The sequence below is a fragment of the Vibrio sp. 10N.222.54.E6 genome, from assembly GCF_041473955.1.
GTDB classification, from domain to species: Bacteria; Pseudomonadota; Gammaproteobacteria; order Enterobacterales; family Vibrionaceae; genus Vibrio; species Vibrio tasmaniensis_A.
The window spans coordinates 205,377-220,268 of record NZ_JBFRTD010000014.1 but is presented as its reverse complement, the minus strand read 5'-3'; the positions used below and the strand labels follow the sequence as shown (position 1 = coordinate 220,268).

Annotated in this window: 13 protein-coding genes and 1 other annotated feature; of the genes, 4 read left to right on the top strand and 9 right to left on the bottom strand. The window is 43.8% G+C overall.

Annotated elements, in window-relative coordinates:
* Nucleotides 1-105 precede the first annotated feature (105 nt).
* A complete protein-coding gene (gene srmB, locus AB4513_RS10265) occupies nt 106-1,371 on the top strand; it encodes an ATP-dependent RNA helicase SrmB (protein ID WP_009848422.1) in 1,266 nt (421 codons plus the stop codon).
* Between the two features lie 180 nt (nt 1,372-1,551).
* On the opposite strand, the gene yaaA is transcribed toward srmB, so the two are convergent.
* Both yaaA and AB4513_RS10255 read right to left on the bottom strand, forming a co-directional pair.
* Nucleotides 1,552-2,328 carry a peroxide stress protein YaaA gene (gene yaaA / locus AB4513_RS10260; protein WP_009848421.1) on the bottom strand — a complete coding sequence of 259 codons (777 nt, stop codon included), beginning with the start codon at nt 2,326-2,328 and terminating at the stop codon, nt 1,552-1,554.
* 226 nt (nt 2,329-2,554) lie between these two features.
* Entirely contained in the window at nt 2,555-3,985 is a 1,431-nt protein-coding gene (locus tag AB4513_RS10255) for a sodium:alanine symporter family protein (RefSeq protein ID WP_009848420.1), read from the bottom strand.
* A 711-nt stretch (nt 3,986-4,696) separates the two neighbouring features.
* Here AB4513_RS10255 and AB4513_RS10250 point away from each other — a divergent pair.
* Nucleotides 4,697-4,885, top strand: coding sequence for a DUF3545 family protein (locus AB4513_RS10250; RefSeq protein WP_009848419.1), 189 nt, complete (start codon nt 4,697-4,699; stop codon nt 4,883-4,885).
* A 151-nt stretch (nt 4,886-5,036) separates the two neighbouring features.
* Here AB4513_RS10250 and AB4513_RS10245 read toward each other — a convergent pair whose 3' ends face one another.
* The 3 genes from AB4513_RS10245 to nfo all read right to left on the bottom strand — a co-directional run bounded on the left by AB4513_RS10245 (nt 5,037) and on the right by nfo (nt 7,661).
* Complete coding sequence (locus AB4513_RS10245; protein WP_032555322.1) at nt 5,037-5,588, bottom strand: hemerythrin domain-containing protein; 552 nt, start codon at nt 5,586-5,588, stop codon at nt 5,037-5,039.
* 86 nt (nt 5,589-5,674) lie between these two features.
* Nucleotides 5,675-6,355: a uracil-DNA glycosylase gene (ung, locus tag AB4513_RS10240; RefSeq protein ID WP_009848417.1), complete on the bottom strand. Its 681-nt coding sequence runs from the start codon at nt 6,353-6,355 to the stop codon at nt 5,675-5,677.
* 397 nt (nt 6,356-6,752) lie between these two features.
* Nucleotides 6,753-7,661 (bottom strand): deoxyribonuclease IV, encoded by a 909-nt coding sequence (gene nfo / locus AB4513_RS10235; protein WP_009848416.1) that lies wholly within the window; start codon nt 7,659-7,661, stop codon nt 6,753-6,755.
* A gap of 326 nt (nt 7,662-7,987) precedes the next feature.
* On the opposite strand from nfo, the gene grcA reads away from it, so the two are divergent.
* Nucleotides 7,988-8,365, top strand: a complete 378-nt coding sequence (gene grcA / locus AB4513_RS10230) for an autonomous glycyl radical cofactor GrcA (RefSeq protein ID WP_009848415.1) — start codon at nt 7,988-7,990, stop codon at nt 8,363-8,365.
* Nucleotides 8,366-8,443: 78 nt separating this feature from the next.
* On the opposite strand, the gene thrC is transcribed toward grcA, so the two are convergent.
* From thrC to thrA, 3 genes are read right to left on the bottom strand one after another with little or no spacing between them, the layout of a single operon-like run.
* Complete coding sequence (thrC, locus tag AB4513_RS10225) at nt 8,444-9,727, bottom strand: threonine synthase (RefSeq protein WP_009848414.1); 1,284 nt, start codon at nt 9,725-9,727, stop codon at nt 8,444-8,446.
* The gene (thrB, locus tag AB4513_RS10220) at nt 9,724-10,680 is read right to left on the bottom strand and encodes a homoserine kinase (protein ID WP_102257743.1); all 957 of its coding nucleotides are present in this window, start codon (nt 10,678-10,680) and stop codon (nt 9,724-9,726) included. The genes thrC and thrB overlap by 4 nt, the downstream gene beginning before the upstream one ends.
* A 17-nt stretch (nt 10,681-10,697) precedes the next feature.
* Entirely contained in the window at nt 10,698-13,157 is a 2,460-nt protein-coding gene (gene thrA, locus AB4513_RS10215) for a bifunctional aspartate kinase/homoserine dehydrogenase I (protein ID WP_009848412.1), read from the bottom strand.
* A 29-nt stretch (nt 13,158-13,186) separates the two neighbouring features.
* Nucleotides 13,187-13,305: a sequence feature (Thr leader region), on the bottom strand.
* Between the two features lie 317 nt (nt 13,306-13,622).
* On the opposite strand from thrA, the gene AB4513_RS10210 reads away from it, so the two are divergent.
* Nucleotides 13,623-14,099, top strand: a complete 477-nt coding sequence (locus AB4513_RS10210) for a hypothetical protein (protein ID WP_009848411.1) — start codon at nt 13,623-13,625, stop codon at nt 14,097-14,099.
* Nucleotides 14,100-14,128: 29 nt separating this feature from the next.
* Here AB4513_RS10210 and AB4513_RS10205 read toward each other — a convergent pair whose 3' ends face one another.
* On the bottom strand, nt 14,129-14,614 hold the full coding sequence (locus tag AB4513_RS10205; RefSeq protein WP_017098326.1) for a putative 4-hydroxy-4-methyl-2-oxoglutarate aldolase: 486 nt from the start codon (nt 14,612-14,614) through the stop codon (nt 14,129-14,131).
* Between the last annotated feature and the right edge of the window lie 278 nt (nt 14,615-14,892).

Sequence of the window (14,892 nt, the reverse complement as noted above, 5' to 3'; positions counted from 1 at the left end):
AATACCATGTGATCCTAATCACTAATGCTTCTATAATGTCCGACTACTCTTTTTTATCGTCTGCTTTTTGAGGCAGAAACATTTATTGCTTGTGGAGAAACAACAGTGATCAGAACCTTTGCAGAACTCGATCTAAACCAAGAGCTGCTTAAAGCAATTGACGAAATGGGCTACGAACGCCCAACACAGATACAAGCTGAAGCAATCCCACAAGCGTTAGATGGAAGAGACGTTTTGGCTTCTGCGCCAACAGGTACTGGTAAAACAGCATCATTTGTATTGCCAGCACTGCAATACCTACTGGATTTCCCACGTAAGAAATCTGGCCCTGCACGTATGCTTATCCTGACGCCAACGCGTGAGCTAGCAATGCAGATCACCGAACAAGCACGTGAACTTGCTAAATACACCAGCCTAAATATCTTTACGATCACGGGCGGTGTGATGTACCAAGAGCACGCAGATATCTTAAGCACGACTCAAGATATCGTAGTCGCAACACCTGGTCGTCTGATGGAATACATTGAAGGCGAGCGTTTTGACTGCCGTGCGATTGAATGGCTGGTTCTCGATGAAGCTGACCGTATGCTAGACATGGGCTTTGGTCCTGTTGTTGACCGTCTGTCTGCAGAGTGTCGCTGGCGTAAACAAACTTTACTTTTCTCAGCAACGCTAGAAGGTAAAGGTATTGAAGGTTTCACTGAAGACCTTCTGAAAAACCCAGCAGAGATCGATGCAAAATCGTCATTGCGTGAACGTAAGAAGATCACTCAATGGTATCACCGTGCCGATTCAGCTAAGCACAAGCTTGATATCCTAAAACATATCATCACAGAGCAAGCTGAACGCAGCATCATCTTCTTGAAGACTCGTGACCGCCTAGGTGACCTACGAGCTCAATTAGAAAGTGCACAGATCCCGTGTGTATGGATCCAAGGTGAAATGCCTCAAGATCGTCGTAACAACGCGATTTCTCGTTTCCGCGATGGTTCTATCAACGTACTGCTGGCAACTGACGTCGCAGCTCGTGGTATCGACCTTCCAGATGTAAGCCACGTTATTAACTACGACATGCCGCGTACAGCAGATGTATACCTACACCGCATCGGCCGTACGGCTCGTGCAGGTAAGAAAGGTAACGCGGTTTCTATCATTGAAGCGCACGATCAACTAATGATTGAACGTGTGGCTCGTTACACTGAAGATGCGATCAAAGAGCGCTTCATCGAAGGCATGCGCCCAACGCATAAGAAAGCCGCGGTAACAAAGAAGAAAAAACCGAAGAAAGAAGACAAGAAAGCGGTGGCTAAGCAAAAAATTGCTAAGAAAAAGAAAATCGCTAAGAAAAAGAAAGCCGTTAAGAACAAGTAATCGAACCGCCTTTCAATGATTCAATAAAAAGCCCCATGCAGTTATCTGCATGGGGCTTTTCTTTGTCTGGCTTATTATTGTCTGGCCTGTTATCAGGCTAAATAACTCGTCTCTAATTTTAATTACAGGCTAAAGCCGAAGTAACTCGTTAACCAAGAGTGACTAATTAACCAAGAGCTATTAGTTTTGCTCTTCACGCTTGAAGACTAACTCTTTCACGTTCGACTCTTCTTCAACGAAGTAGTAACCCGCCGTATCAAACTTGGTCAGTGCTTCCACTGAATCGATTTTGTTCTCAATGATGTAGCGAGCCATCATGCCACGCGCTTTCTTGGCGTAAAAACTGATCACCTTGTACTGGCCATTCTTGCAGTCTTTAAAAACTGGCGTGATGATTTGACCATCAAGGCTCTTCGGCTTCACCGCTTTAAAGTATTCGTTCGATGCTAGGTTAATCAACACATTGTCGCCTTGAGCATTCAGCGCTTCATTCAGCTTATCTGTGATGATGTTACCCCAGAACTGGTACAAGTTAGTACCACGAGCATTGGCCAAACGTGTACCCATCTCTAGGCGGTATGGCTGCATCAGATCTAACGGCTTAAGCAAGCCATATAACCCAGAAAGCATGCGCAGGTGATTCTGTGCGTAGTCAAAATCATCGTCCGACAATGTTTCAGCATCTAAGCCTGTGTAGACGTCACCTTTGAACGCCAAAATAGCTTGGCGAGCATTCTCTTGGGTAAAGGTCTCACTCCATTGCTCAAAGCGCGCTACGTTCAGCCCAGCAATCTTATCGCTTACCTTCATCAATGCTGATACATCAGCAGGTGTCAGCTTACGACACACTTCAATAAGCTCTGCAGAGTGCTCAACAAACTCTGGCTGGCTGAAGCGCTCAGTCGCTAATGGTGATTCGTAATCTAATGTCTTGGCTGGAGAAACGACAACTAACATAACTTTACCCTAATCGGTTATCTAACTGGATGCAGCTAGAGTATAGAAAAAACATCAACTTGTCTTTATGACTCTTCCTATTACTTTGATAGACAGATCTAGCTGTAAGTCGCTTACAAAGAAGAATCGATAATAAAGAAAATATCGCAGGCAAAGAAAAAGGCTAAGGTCGAAACCTTAGCCTTTCTAATGATTTTAGGATGAGTGATGAATCACTCCAACAAGATTACTTCTTCTTGTTGTTAACCCAAATACCATCTTCCAATTGAGCCTTAAGCTCTGGGAAATCATCCGCATCGAACGTGGGTACTTTACCCGCGTCTAATTGACGGTTGTAGTCTTTCGCTAGCTTAATCACGATACCCGACAGCAAGATGATCGCTACCAAGTTCACAATCGCCATTAGGCCCATCGATACGTCAGCTAATGCCCATACCGTTGGCAGTGTCGCGAGAGAACCGAACATAACCATACCCAGTACAACGATACGGAACAGCACTAGGCCCTTCTTGTTGTTGTGCTCTAAGAAGATAAGGTTTGTTTCTGCGTACGAGTAGTTTGCAATGATTGAAGTGAAAGCGAAGAAGAAAATCGCTACCGCTACAAAGATACCACCCCATTCGCCGACTTGTGCTGTTAGTGCACGTTGCGTGAGTTCGATACCCGTTACTTCACCGTGTGGTACATATTCACCAGACATCAAGATGATTGCTACTGTTGCAGAACAGATAACAATTGTGTCCATGAACACACCTAGCATTTGCACATAACCTTGTGATGCTGGGTGTGGTGGGTAAGGCGTAGCAGAAGCTGCTGCGTTTGGCGCAGAACCCATACCCGCTTCGTTCGAGAACAAACCACGTTTGATGCCGTTAATCATCGCTTGTGCGATTGCGTAACCTAGGCCACCCGCTGCTGCTTCTTGCAGACCGAATGCACTCTTGAAGATAAGAGCCAGAACTTCAGGCACTTTCTCAATGTTCATTAGCATTACGTAGATAGCGATAGCTAAGTAAGCCAGTGCCATAATTGGAACAATGATTTCTGCAGTGCGAGCAATCTTACGGATACCACCGAAGATAACGAATGCAGAGATAATTACGATACCAACACCAACGTAGCTGCGCTCAAAGTCGAATGCCGTGTTCATTGCGCTTGCAATCGCGTTCGCTTGAACCGCGTTGAATACAAGACCGAATGCAATGATTAGGAAGATAGAGAATAGAACCCCCATCCAACGCATACCTAGGCCTTTCTCCATGTAGTATGCAGGGCCACCGCGGTAGTTACCGTCGTTATCACGCGTTTTGTATAGCTGTGCCAGTGTGCTTTCTGCAAACGATGTTGCCATACCTAGCATGGCAATTAGCCACATCCAGAAGATAGCGCCAGGGCCACCAGCGGTTAGTGCTACAGCAACACCAGCCATGTTACCCGTACCGACACGTGCTGCTAGACTAGTACAAAGTGCTTGGAAAGAGGAGATACCTGCACTGTCTGCTTTACGGCTGTTTCTAAGAACAGAAAACATGTGGCCGAAATGGCGGAATTGAATGAAACCTAGTCGTACAGTGAAGTAGATACCCACACCAACGAGTAAGTAAACTAAGATAGATCCCCAAAGGAGATCGTTCATCAAATTGATTAAGTCTGTCACGTGAACCTCGTAATTGAGTTTAAGCACCGATCTTGCTTCCTAGCCTTCCTCTAGATCACCTATGCCAGTGTCAATAGTTGTGTCGGCATTAGATTTATATTTATTTGTTGCGATCTAGATTGTAAATGTCGCTTCATGCATCCATTTTACGTATCGGTGTATTTTTTGACGGGCGGATAATGCAGCGAGACGGCCTAAAAATCAATATGAAAATAAACACATATTAAAATGACATTTCACTAATAATACACCTTTTGTTAACACAACTTTCAACAATAGCGCCTAATAAAAGTCACATTGTCAGGACATAATATCAACAAAAACTAAGGCACTATAAAAACAAAAACACCATCCCGTAAAAATGACGTCAGCCTAGGTTTTACAAGGTATAGTGAAGATCTGTGTTTTTTTCTAGGGTAATGAGATCCCTATACTACACGGCACAATGCGCACTTAAATGCACTGTAGTCAAAATGCTATTCCATTTGCACAATGAATTAACATTCAATCCCCCCTAATTTAATCGTTTACTTAAGTTTGTTTGCTTATTTTTTGTACACAAAAATCCCCGAAATGTGTGAGCATGCATAATAAAACAGAACAAAAACTTCATATATTTGAAACGAATGAGAAACAAATCAAGGTTATTGTGAACTTAAATATGATATTTAATGGTTCGTAAGAACGAATCCCACGGAAGGAGATATGCTTATGGATAGCTTTCAATTCGATGAATTATCAGAACTAGAAATGCCTCGTACCACTCAAAAAACACGCTCTAAACCACTCAAACGTAAATGGCGTGAAATTGAGGCAATCAATGATCGTAGACAGCTTGAGAAAGAGCTTAGAGAGATGAACCTAGGTCTCGATTTTAGCCTTGACGATATAAAGCTTTAATCAGCACGATAAGAAATCAGATAGCAAAAAGCACCTGTATAGGTGCCTTTTTTATTTTACGAGGTATTTAATCCGCTCAAAGCGTCATTTGGGAACTAGCCCTCTAAAATAGAGAGCATCTAAAATAGTCACGCTTCAACATGACAACTGGCTAAACGCACTCTTGTTCATTTTGTCGAACACGAGCCGCGAGTTGGCGGTACTCATCAGCAATTGTCTCTCCAAAGACAGGGTCGTCTTCAGGTTGAAGCCATTGAGACTCCACCTCTTGCCAATCTTTAACTGTGAACGACTCAACAATCATTGGTAACACATGCTTCTCTTCATATTCCATGTGTTTTCGTTGAGCTTTAACAAAAGCTTCAAGCTGCTCAATAAATACTTGTTGAGGAACGACCGCATCTTGAAGGATCATATCGACCACACCTAAAAAGTCCGCCGTTTTCTCGGAAAGCAATTGATGCTCCAGTTCCAAGTCTTCAATGACTTGATCACTGCCATATTGCTTTAGGTAGTAACGATAAATAACATCTTCTTTCGGGTGATGCACCTTGTCTGAATGGTTCATCAGATAATGAACCACCTCTGCGATCAGGCTATAGTTTATTTCTCGCTCTTGTTTTAGAAGCTCTAACTTATTGTTGAGTATCGCGAGCAAACGAGCCATATAGCCATGCTCTCGTCTTATCCTTTCAATCATCATAGTATTGCACTCCATTACACCTACTATTTACAAGTGTATATGAAGATAGCAATTTGTGGTTTGACCCTGCTCAGAAAACCATCAATCTACAGTGCCAGTGGTAATGTCCAATCGATAGGCTGTTGATTAATAGAAGAGAGTAGCTCGTTGGTCATCGAAAAATGCTGACAACCGAAGAAACCACGGCGTGCTGATAATGGTGATGGATGAGGTGCAACCAACACATGGTGCTTGTCTGCATCAATCGCTTGGCCTTTCTTCTGGGCGTGTGCGCCCCACAACAAGAAGATGATCGGTTCAGAGCGCTGATTGAGCTCTGCAATAATGGCATCGGTAAAGGTTTCCCAACCACACTTAGCATGTGAGTGTGCTTTTGCCTCTTCTACTGTCAGTACCGTATTCAACATTAACACCCCTTGAGATGCCCAAGTGTCGAGGTAGCCATGACTCGGGATCTCAAAGCCCTCTATATCTTGCGCAAGCTCTTTGTACATATTACGTAGAGAAGGAGGGATTTTTACACCTGGCAGTACAGAAAAAGCTAAGCCATGAGCTTGGTTAGCGCCGTGATAAGGATCTTGCCCTAGGATAACCACGCGTACGGACTCGAAAGGCGTCATATCGAAGGCACTGAACACCAGCTCTTGAGGAGGGTAGACGGTTTTCCCACTATTTCGTTGCTGTTCAACAAACGCGAGGACACTCTGAAAGTACTCTTTGTCACGTTCATCATTAATAATGGATTCCCAAGTCTTTGGTGCGCTCATCGTTTTACTTCCCAATCATCAAGGTTTCTAGCGGCTTTCGCCAGACAAAAAAATAGCTGTATCGGCTAACTGTCCTAAATAAGGCTCTAGTTATACCTCATACAGCTATCAATAAACATGATGTGTAGGGTTCACTTGTTGATGAATCATAATAATCAGTTCAAGTTGTGTTTATCTCGATTAGCCACTTTTCTGCTGTGTACGGTGGTGCCCGTGGTTATGCACGTGACGGTTTGGTGTTGGTAAACGGCGTGCGACAGCAACAGTTGAAGTTTGGGTGATTGAATACATAAAGGCACCTCCTCTAAGACATCGTGAACTACATATTCACTTTAATACTATGAAAGAAAGGTGCCAATTTTTAGGAGTAGAAGGAAATTAATTATTCCCTCTATTATTACGCGTCTTCGCTCGCTAGCGTTGCTGAGCGATGGAACATCCTAAGTTGTTGAATTTCCTCTTTCCAGATAGTCGAATCAATGGTTTCTAAAATGAGAGGGATACCATTAAAGCGAGAATCAGAGGCTATATACTCAAAACAATCCCAGCCTATTTCGCCTTTTCCTAAAGAATGGTGTCGATCTACACGGCTTGCAAACTCAGCTTTTGAATCATTGATGTGCATTGCTCTTAGATAGTGCATACCCACGATGCGGTCGAACTCAGCAAAAGTATGATCACATGCTTCTTTTGTTCGTAGGTCATAACCGGCTGTAAAAGTATGGCAAGTGTCTAAACACACACCAACGCGTGATTTATCTTCTACTTGGTCGATGATCTCTGCTAGTTGCTCAAACTTCCAGCCAAGGTTCGTCCCCTGCCCTGAGGTATTCTCAATCACCGCAATCACATCAGGCACCGCTTGATGAGCCAAATTGATAGACTCGGCGATCTTGGCCAAACATTCGCTTTCTGAGATTTTCTTCAAATGACTCCCAGGATGAAAATTCAAAAGCGTGAGTCCTAGTTGGTTACAACGCTCCATTTCATCAATAAAAGCCGCACGTGATTTCTCTAGCTTCTCTTCTTCTGGTGCTCCTAGGTTAATAAGGTAGGAGTCATGAGGAAGGATGTGCTCAGCGCTAAAACCTAACATTTTACAGTTGGCTTTAAAGGCGCTGATGGTTTTGGCTTCTAGCGGCTTTGCTGCCCACTGTCTTTGGTTTTTGGTGAACAGTGCAAAAGCATTGGCGCCAATCTCTCTTGCGCGCATTGGCGCCTGATCAACACCGCCCGCAGCAGACACATGCGCACCAATAAACTTAATATTAGTTTCAGGTTTTGAAGATGAATTATTGTTTGTCATTAAATCACTTTACACTTTCAGGATGCTTAATAATTAAAGGGTCGTATCACTTACAGGTCAATAAAAACACAACAAATGTAGTAAATTTACAACAAATGCCACTGTTAAATATTTTTTATACTTTAAAATATTTTGTAATTACTTTGTTTTCAAAGGTTTTATTGATTTAACTCAAAGTAATCACCTTGAAAAAAATGAGGTTTTTGGTTGTTTTTTGACTTAAATCAATATTAAACTACCACAAACTAGGTATACATTACTCAGCTCAATAAAATTCGAAAGTTAACACCATAATCAAACCACATAAAGTGGACTAGGAGATAGTTATGATCCAAGGTATTCAAATTACTAAAGCAGCAAACGATGACCTACTAAACTCAATCTGGCTACTAGATAGCGAGAAGAATGAAGCTCGTTGTGTTGTTGCTACTTCAGGTTTCGAAGCTGACCAAGTTATCTCAGCTGCAGACCTAGGCGAGTACGAAAGCCGTGAAGTTGCTATCGAAGCAGCACCACGCATCGAAGGTGGTCAACACCTAAACGTTAACGTTCTTAAGCGTGAAACGCTAGAAGATGCTGTTGCTCACCCAGAGAACTACCCACAGCTAACTATCCGTGTATCGGGTTACGCTGTACGTTTCAACTCTCTAACTACTGAACAGCAACGTGACGTTATCGCACGTACGTTCACTGAGTCTCTATAATTTTTAGAGCTTGAATTAGAATACAAAAACGGCGCTCATTGAGCGCCGTTTTTATTTGTTCAACAATACCGATATAGGTTACGGTTGAACTCGACGAAGCACTGCTTTTAGCACTTCAAAATCGTTATCTAGATCTTCAGACAACAACTCCATCACCGCGTGTTTTGCTAGCGGACCAGGAAGTTCAATGTCAGTACCTAAGATGTCATCAACCACTTCTTTGAATTTCGCAGGGTGTGCCGTACATAAGAAAAGGCCTGTCTCGCTCTCTTGCAGTTGCTCTTCCAATAGACGGTAAGCAATCGCACCATGAGGTTCACACAGGTAACCTTGAGCTTTTAGATCACGTACTGATTCAGCACTCTGCTCATCAGATACTTTACCTTTACCCAAAGTATCCAGTCCCCAACCTTTCAGTTGGCAAAGCTCTTCGATACGTGGCCAGTTGTTTGGTTGGCTCACGTCCATCGCGTTCGATGTTGTCGCAACCGTTGGTTTTGGATCCCATTGACCTGTTTCTAGGTAACGGGGAACCGTGTCGTTTTCGTTGGTTGCTGCAATGAAGCGTTTAACCGGTAAGCCTAGCGCTTTCGCTAATAGACCCGCAGTTAGGTTACCAAAGTTACCACTTGGTACAGAGATAACCAGATTTTCACGTTGCTCTTTGGTTAGCTGAGAAGCCGCCTCAAAGTAGTAACAGATCTGAGCCATCAAACGGCTGATGTTGATTGAGTTTGCTGAGTTTAAGCCAATTTCTTTACGCAATTCAGCGTCGTCAAACGCGTCTTTTACTAATGCCTGACACGCATCAAAATCGCCATCAATCGCGACAGTATGGATGTTCTTACCTAACGTACAGAATAGCTTTTCTTGCAGTGGGCTGATCTTGCCTTTCGGGTACAGGATAACAACATTGATGTTTTCCATGCCGTAGAATGCGTGTGCAACCGCAGCGCCAGTATCACCCGATGTTGCCGTTAAGATTGTGATTTGACCGCCATCAGAAACCGCAGCCAAAGATTGAGCCATAAAACGGCCACCGAAATCTTTAAATGCTAACGTTGGACCGTGAAACAGTTCAAGTGCGTAAACACCGTCTTTCACTTGGTTGATCGGTGCTGGGAATTGGAATGCCGCATCCACTAGTTGATCAATCTGTTCTTTTGGTAACTCATCACCAATTAGAGCAGAAAGAATCTTTGAACTACGAGGGACAAAGTCCTCTGCAAGTAGTGCATCGATGTCATCGAACTTAGGCAGCTCTGATGGGAAAAATAGACCTTGATTACGACCTAGACCTTGACGAACGGCTTGGCCAAAAGAGACTTGCTCATCGTTTTCTTTGATGTTGTACAGCTTCATAACTCACTTCCTGTAACGATCGAACCTTGTTTATCTAAGCGACAAACGTGGACGAATCCTTCTTCATTTTGTACGTAGTTTTGTTCTAACCAGCGTGCAACACGCTCGGCGACATCTTGTTCTTTGCAAATGCTAAATAGCGTAGGGCCACTACCAGAAATTCCAGTAGCTAATGCTCCTGCTGACGTTGCATATTTGCGTGCATCAACAAACCCTGGAAGCAGTTTCTCACGATATGGTTCAGCAATCACGTCTTTGATCATCTTAGCGGCTAGCTCCGGCTGACCAGAGTGACAAGCATGAATAAAGCCCGCTAAATGACGACCATGGGCAATCACATCTTGACGGCGATACTGAGAAGGCAAGATCTCTCGCGCTTCAGCCGTTGAAACCTTGATGCCCGGGTACGCCATTACCCAATACCAATCGTCAAAACATGGAACCTCTTGGCTAATAATGCCAAGCTCTTCCAACATTAATTGCACACCACCAAGGTAACATGGCGCTACGTTATCGTAATGTATGCCACCTGAAATCTTACCTTCCATTTCACCCATAAGAGCAAGCAGTTCAGTTTCATTCAACGGTTGACCATGAAAACGGTTCAAAGCATCTAGTGCTGCGACAATTGAACATGCACTCGACCCTAAACCAGAACCGATAGGCATGTTCTTCTCTAGTGTCATCTCTAAAGACTTAACTGAGATACCTTTCTTATCTAACTCGCGAGAGAACACAACCCAGCAGTCATAGACAATATTTTCTTTGGTTTCAGTTGGCAGCTTAGAAACAAAGCTGCCTGCTGTTTTTAGCGAGAATGGTTCATCACCGGCTTTAACCATTACTCGGTCACCAAGCAATGTGCCATCCACTGGAGACACAGCGGCCCCCAGCACATCAAACCCTACACTGACATTGCCGATTGATGCAGGAGCATAAACAACAACATCCATATCACTTGAACTCATTCCTAAACTCCTAATTTCCAACCAAGAGTACGCATCACATCAGAGAATACGCCTGCTGCTGTAACTTCAGTACCTGCACCGTAGCCACGCAGAACGAGTGGGATTGGCTGGTAGTAACGGCTGTAGAATGCCAGAGCGTTCTCGCCATCTTTAATCTTAAACATTGGGTCATCGCCATCAACAGCTGCGATACGAACCTTACATTTACCTTCAGCGATCTCACCCACATAACGAAGTACTTTGCCTTCTTCTGCTGCGATAGCTGACTGCTCTTTGAAGTATGCATCCGCTTCTGGCAAGCGAGCCATGAACTCGTCAACTGTACCTGAGTCATCAAAACCCGGTGGCAATGCTTGGTCAACTTCAACATCTTCAAGCTCAAGTGCCATACCCGCTTCACGAGCAAGAATAAGCAGCTTACGCGCAACGTCCATACCAGACAGATCATCACGAGGATCCGGCTCAGTGAAGCCGTTATCTTTAGCAATGTTGGTTGCTTGGCTGAGTGTCATACCCTCATCAAGCTTACCGAAGATGTAAGACAGTGAACCAGAAAGAATGCCGTTGAACTTCTCAAGCTCATCACCCGCAGAAATTAGGTTCTGTAGGTTTTCGATTACCGGTAGACCTGCGCCTACTGTTGTCTCGTACATCAACTTACGACGAGAGTTACGTGCCACTTCACGAAGCTGATGGTAGTAAGCCATGCTTGCCGTGTTGGCTTTTTTGTTTGGTGTTACAACATGGAAACCAGCCGCTAGAAAATCAGCGTATTGCCCCGCAATACCTTCGCTAGACGTACAATCAACCAACACAGGGTTGATGATGTGGTTACGTTGAACAAGTGCAGCTAAACGCGCTAGGCTAAACTCTTCTGTCGCACTCGACATACGATCACGCCACTGTTCTAGCGGTAGACCATCGCTGTCTAGCAGCAAGCCTTTGCTGTTTGCTAAACCACATACGCGAATCACGATGCCTTTTTCAGCCAGTTTGCCTTGTTGACGTTGGATCTGGTCAACAAGCTCACCACCAACACCGCCAACACCGACAACGAAGACGTCAAGGAAGTGCTTAGAGTTAAATAGGTTTTCGTGACACGCTTTGATTGCTTCTGAGATTTTATCTTCCGGGATAACCGCAGAGATAGCGCGCTCTGAAGAGCCTTGAGCAATAGCGACGATGTTAACGTTCACTTCCGCTAAAGAAGAGAAGAACTGAGAAGCGACACCACGTGAAGTACGCATACCGTCACCCACCAGCGTCACAATCGCAACATCATCCATGAACTCAACTGGCTCTAATAGGCCATCTTTAAGTTCGAGTTCAAACGCATCTGATAACACTTGCTTCGCTTTCACTTTGTCAGCCGATTCAATACAGAAGCTGATGCTGTACTCAGAAGAAGATTGAGTAATAAGGACAATAGAAACGCCTGCAGAAGACATCGCGCCGAATACACGACTCGCCATGCCTACCATGCCCTTCATACCTGGGCCTGATACGTTAACCATCGTTAGGTCACTTAGCGTAGTGATACCTTTGATCGCCAGGTTATCTTCGCCAGTGTCTTGGCCAATCAAAGTGCCTGCTCCCTGTGGGTTGAAGCTGTTTTTGATCAGACATGGAATATGGAATTGTGCGATAGGTGCGATAGTTTTCGGGTGTAGAACTGAAGCACCGAAGTAAGAAAGCTCCATCGCTTCTTGGTAGCTAAGTGATTTAAGAAGACGGGCATCATCTACTAAGCGTGGGTCACAGTTGTAAACACCATCGACGTCAGTCCAAATCTCACAGCAATCAGCACGTAGACATGCCGCTAGAACTGCAGCTGAGTAGTCAGAGCCGTTACGGCCAAGCGTTACTAGCTCGCCTTTTTCATTACCAGCAGTAAAGCCCGGCATGATATTTACGTGACCTTTAGGAAGCGGTGATTGGCGGAAGTTCTGAGTTGAAACATCCACATCCACCATAGCTTCAAGATGATCACCTTGAGCATAGAGGTATTCCACAGGGTCAATCAGGCTTGCTGGTTGGCCTTTCGCTTCCAGCACCGCTTTCATTAGCTGGATTGAAACTCGCTCACCTTTACTAATGATACGAGCATTTACGTGATTCGGGCACATGCCCAGTAGGTTAATACCATTCACGAACTGCTTAAGTTGAGCAAGAGAGGTATCGACTTGCTCTTGAAACGCAGAGCCATCTACTGACGGCAATACCGCTTGAATCTCTGCAAACAATGCAGCGAATGATGATTCGATCTCGGTGATCTGTACGTCTGCTTCACCATTTTTTAGTGCTGCTTCAATAACAGCAACCAGCTTATTGGTTGTTTTTCCTGGAGCCGATAGTACAACGGCTAGCTCTTCTTGCTGGGCATTATTAGCGATGATATCAGCCGCTCGTAAAAAACGATCTGCATCAGCTAATGATGAACCTCCAAACTTTAAAACGCGCATCCCTTTCTCCATAAGTCATAAAAATGGTACAAAAAAAGGCCTGTATCTTGTTGGATACAGGCCTTTTTTTTAAAATCCGTTACTTAGCAGCCTGCCCCAACAATGTGAATGTCGGTAATAATAATGGTGGTGGTCATTACTAGGTGGCTTACATGCTGCATATCAAATTCTCTGCTTGTGCTTTACTCTACGTGTATCAATTTTTACTACTATGCGTCAATGAAAAGTTGCGTTTTTTTTACATTCACACCGTTTTTCAGAGCAAACCTTCATTTAAGAGATAAAACACCCTGCATCAACCTGCCATTCAGAGACTGGATTAACTCATCAAACAAACAGAAGTAATCAGTTGCATATATAGTCATAACAAAATGCTCTATCGATAGTACAGCGAACATACAAGTCCTGTGCTTTAATTAAACAATAACGTTCGAAAAACAATAATAATGACATCAGGAGTGGGAAATGAAGAGATTACTTATTCTTTTAGTCTTTGCTATGCCTGTCGTTTGTTCAGCGAACAGTTTACCGCTACTGAGCAGTTTGCCTTTGCTCCCCAGTCAAATCGATAGCTCTGCCCATAAGTTTTTTATCTCCACGCAAAGTGCATCGAGTGAAAGCTTTGATACTTGGACAGTAGACAGTGGTTATTCTTATAGCTTGTTTTCTGATGTGGATCTTTATGTCGGTACACGAATCAACACTGCTGCACTGAAATATGAGAGTGGATTCTTGAGTGGTGTTAGTTATCAGTTTTCCGAAAGAGTCTCTTTCAACAGCTCTCTACACACCTATAACAATGAAACAGAAGACAGTGATAAATCGGTAGCCGCAGAGCTTTCCAGCCGCGTGCAGCTAACCGACAATCTAGATATGCATGCCACCCTTGATTATGAAGAGTGGCAACAAGGTGTTGAGGTAGGATTAGGGTTTCGCTTCTAATCTATCCCACTTCTTTATTGATGAGCCCGTTAAGATTCAATCAACAATTCCGTTGAAATTAACACACCATTCCAATCGGCATAAATGTAATCACCGGGCTGAATCAGTTGATTGTGTATAGAGAGCGTCACATTCACTTGCCCAACACCGTGCTTCTCGGTTTTAAATGGAGAGGCTCCGAGAGCTTGAATACCAAGATCCATCTGCGCCATCATCGCAACATCACGCACCGCACCATTCACAATGACGCCTTCCCAACCATTTTCGATGGCTAGAATAGCCAATTGGTCGCCAAGTAACGCTTTTTGACACGAGCCATTACCGTCTACAACGAGTACTTTGCCGCAGCCATCGGTCTCTAAAACCTCACGAACCTTGGAATTATCGTGATAACAACGAACTGTTACAATTTTTCCCCAGAACGCACCACGCTGGCCGAAGTTCTGTAATGGCATATTCAGTAGCGTGACTTTGCTTTCAAACTCATCACATAAGTCAGGTGTTATATCGTGCATATATCCTCCGTGAGTAAGGCAAACCTATTAAGTCAGGTGAGCCTCTATGCTTTTATATATTATTAAAATTAATCCTTTGTTTTCATTGCTCTATGCCCAATTTAATACGAAATAAAAGTTGATTGAGCATATTTATCTACTAGACTCTAAGGATAGCTTTCAGCTTCCTTGGTTCATAGTCCGGTCTTTAGCAAGCAAGATGTGCGAAATATCTCGAATAATCATTCTTATTTTGGTGCTAAATAGTCACCATAACATTGGTTAAGTTGTAGCCATAC

Bases quoted from the DNA above. Each gene is read 5' to 3' on its own strand.
- AB4513_RS10210 (WP_009848411.1), top strand. From the start codon at position 13,623: ATGAAGAGATTACTTATTCTTTTAGTCTTTGCTATGCCTGTCGTTTGT.
- AB4513_RS10250 (WP_009848419.1), top strand. From the start codon at position 4,697: ATGGATAGCTTTCAATTCGATGAATTATCAGAACTAGAAATGCCTCGT.
- grcA (WP_009848415.1), top strand. From the start codon at position 7,988: ATGATCCAAGGTATTCAAATTACTAAAGCAGCAAACGATGACCTACTA.
- AB4513_RS10245 (WP_032555322.1), bottom strand. From the start codon at position 5,588: ATGATGATTGAAAGGATAAGACGAGAGCATGGCTATATGGCTCGTTTG.
- AB4513_RS10205 (WP_017098326.1), bottom strand. From the start codon at position 14,614: ATGCACGATATAACACCTGACTTATGTGATGAGTTTGAAAGCAAAGTC.
- yaaA (WP_009848421.1), bottom strand. From the start codon at position 2,328: ATGTTAGTTGTCGTTTCTCCAGCCAAGACATTAGATTACGAATCACCA.
- thrB (WP_102257743.1), bottom strand. From the start codon at position 10,680: ATGGATGTTGTTGTTTATGCTCCTGCATCAATCGGCAATGTCAGTGTA.
- ung (WP_009848417.1), bottom strand. From the start codon at position 6,355: ATGAGCGCACCAAAGACTTGGGAATCCATTATTAATGATGAACGTGAC.
- nfo (WP_009848416.1), bottom strand. From the start codon at position 7,661: ATGACAAACAATAATTCATCTTCAAAACCTGAAACTAATATTAAGTTT.
- thrA (WP_009848412.1), bottom strand. From the start codon at position 13,157: ATGCGCGTTTTAAAGTTTGGAGGTTCATCATTAGCTGATGCAGATCGT.
- thrC (WP_009848414.1), bottom strand. From the start codon at position 9,727: ATGAAGCTGTACAACATCAAAGAAAACGATGAGCAAGTCTCTTTTGGC.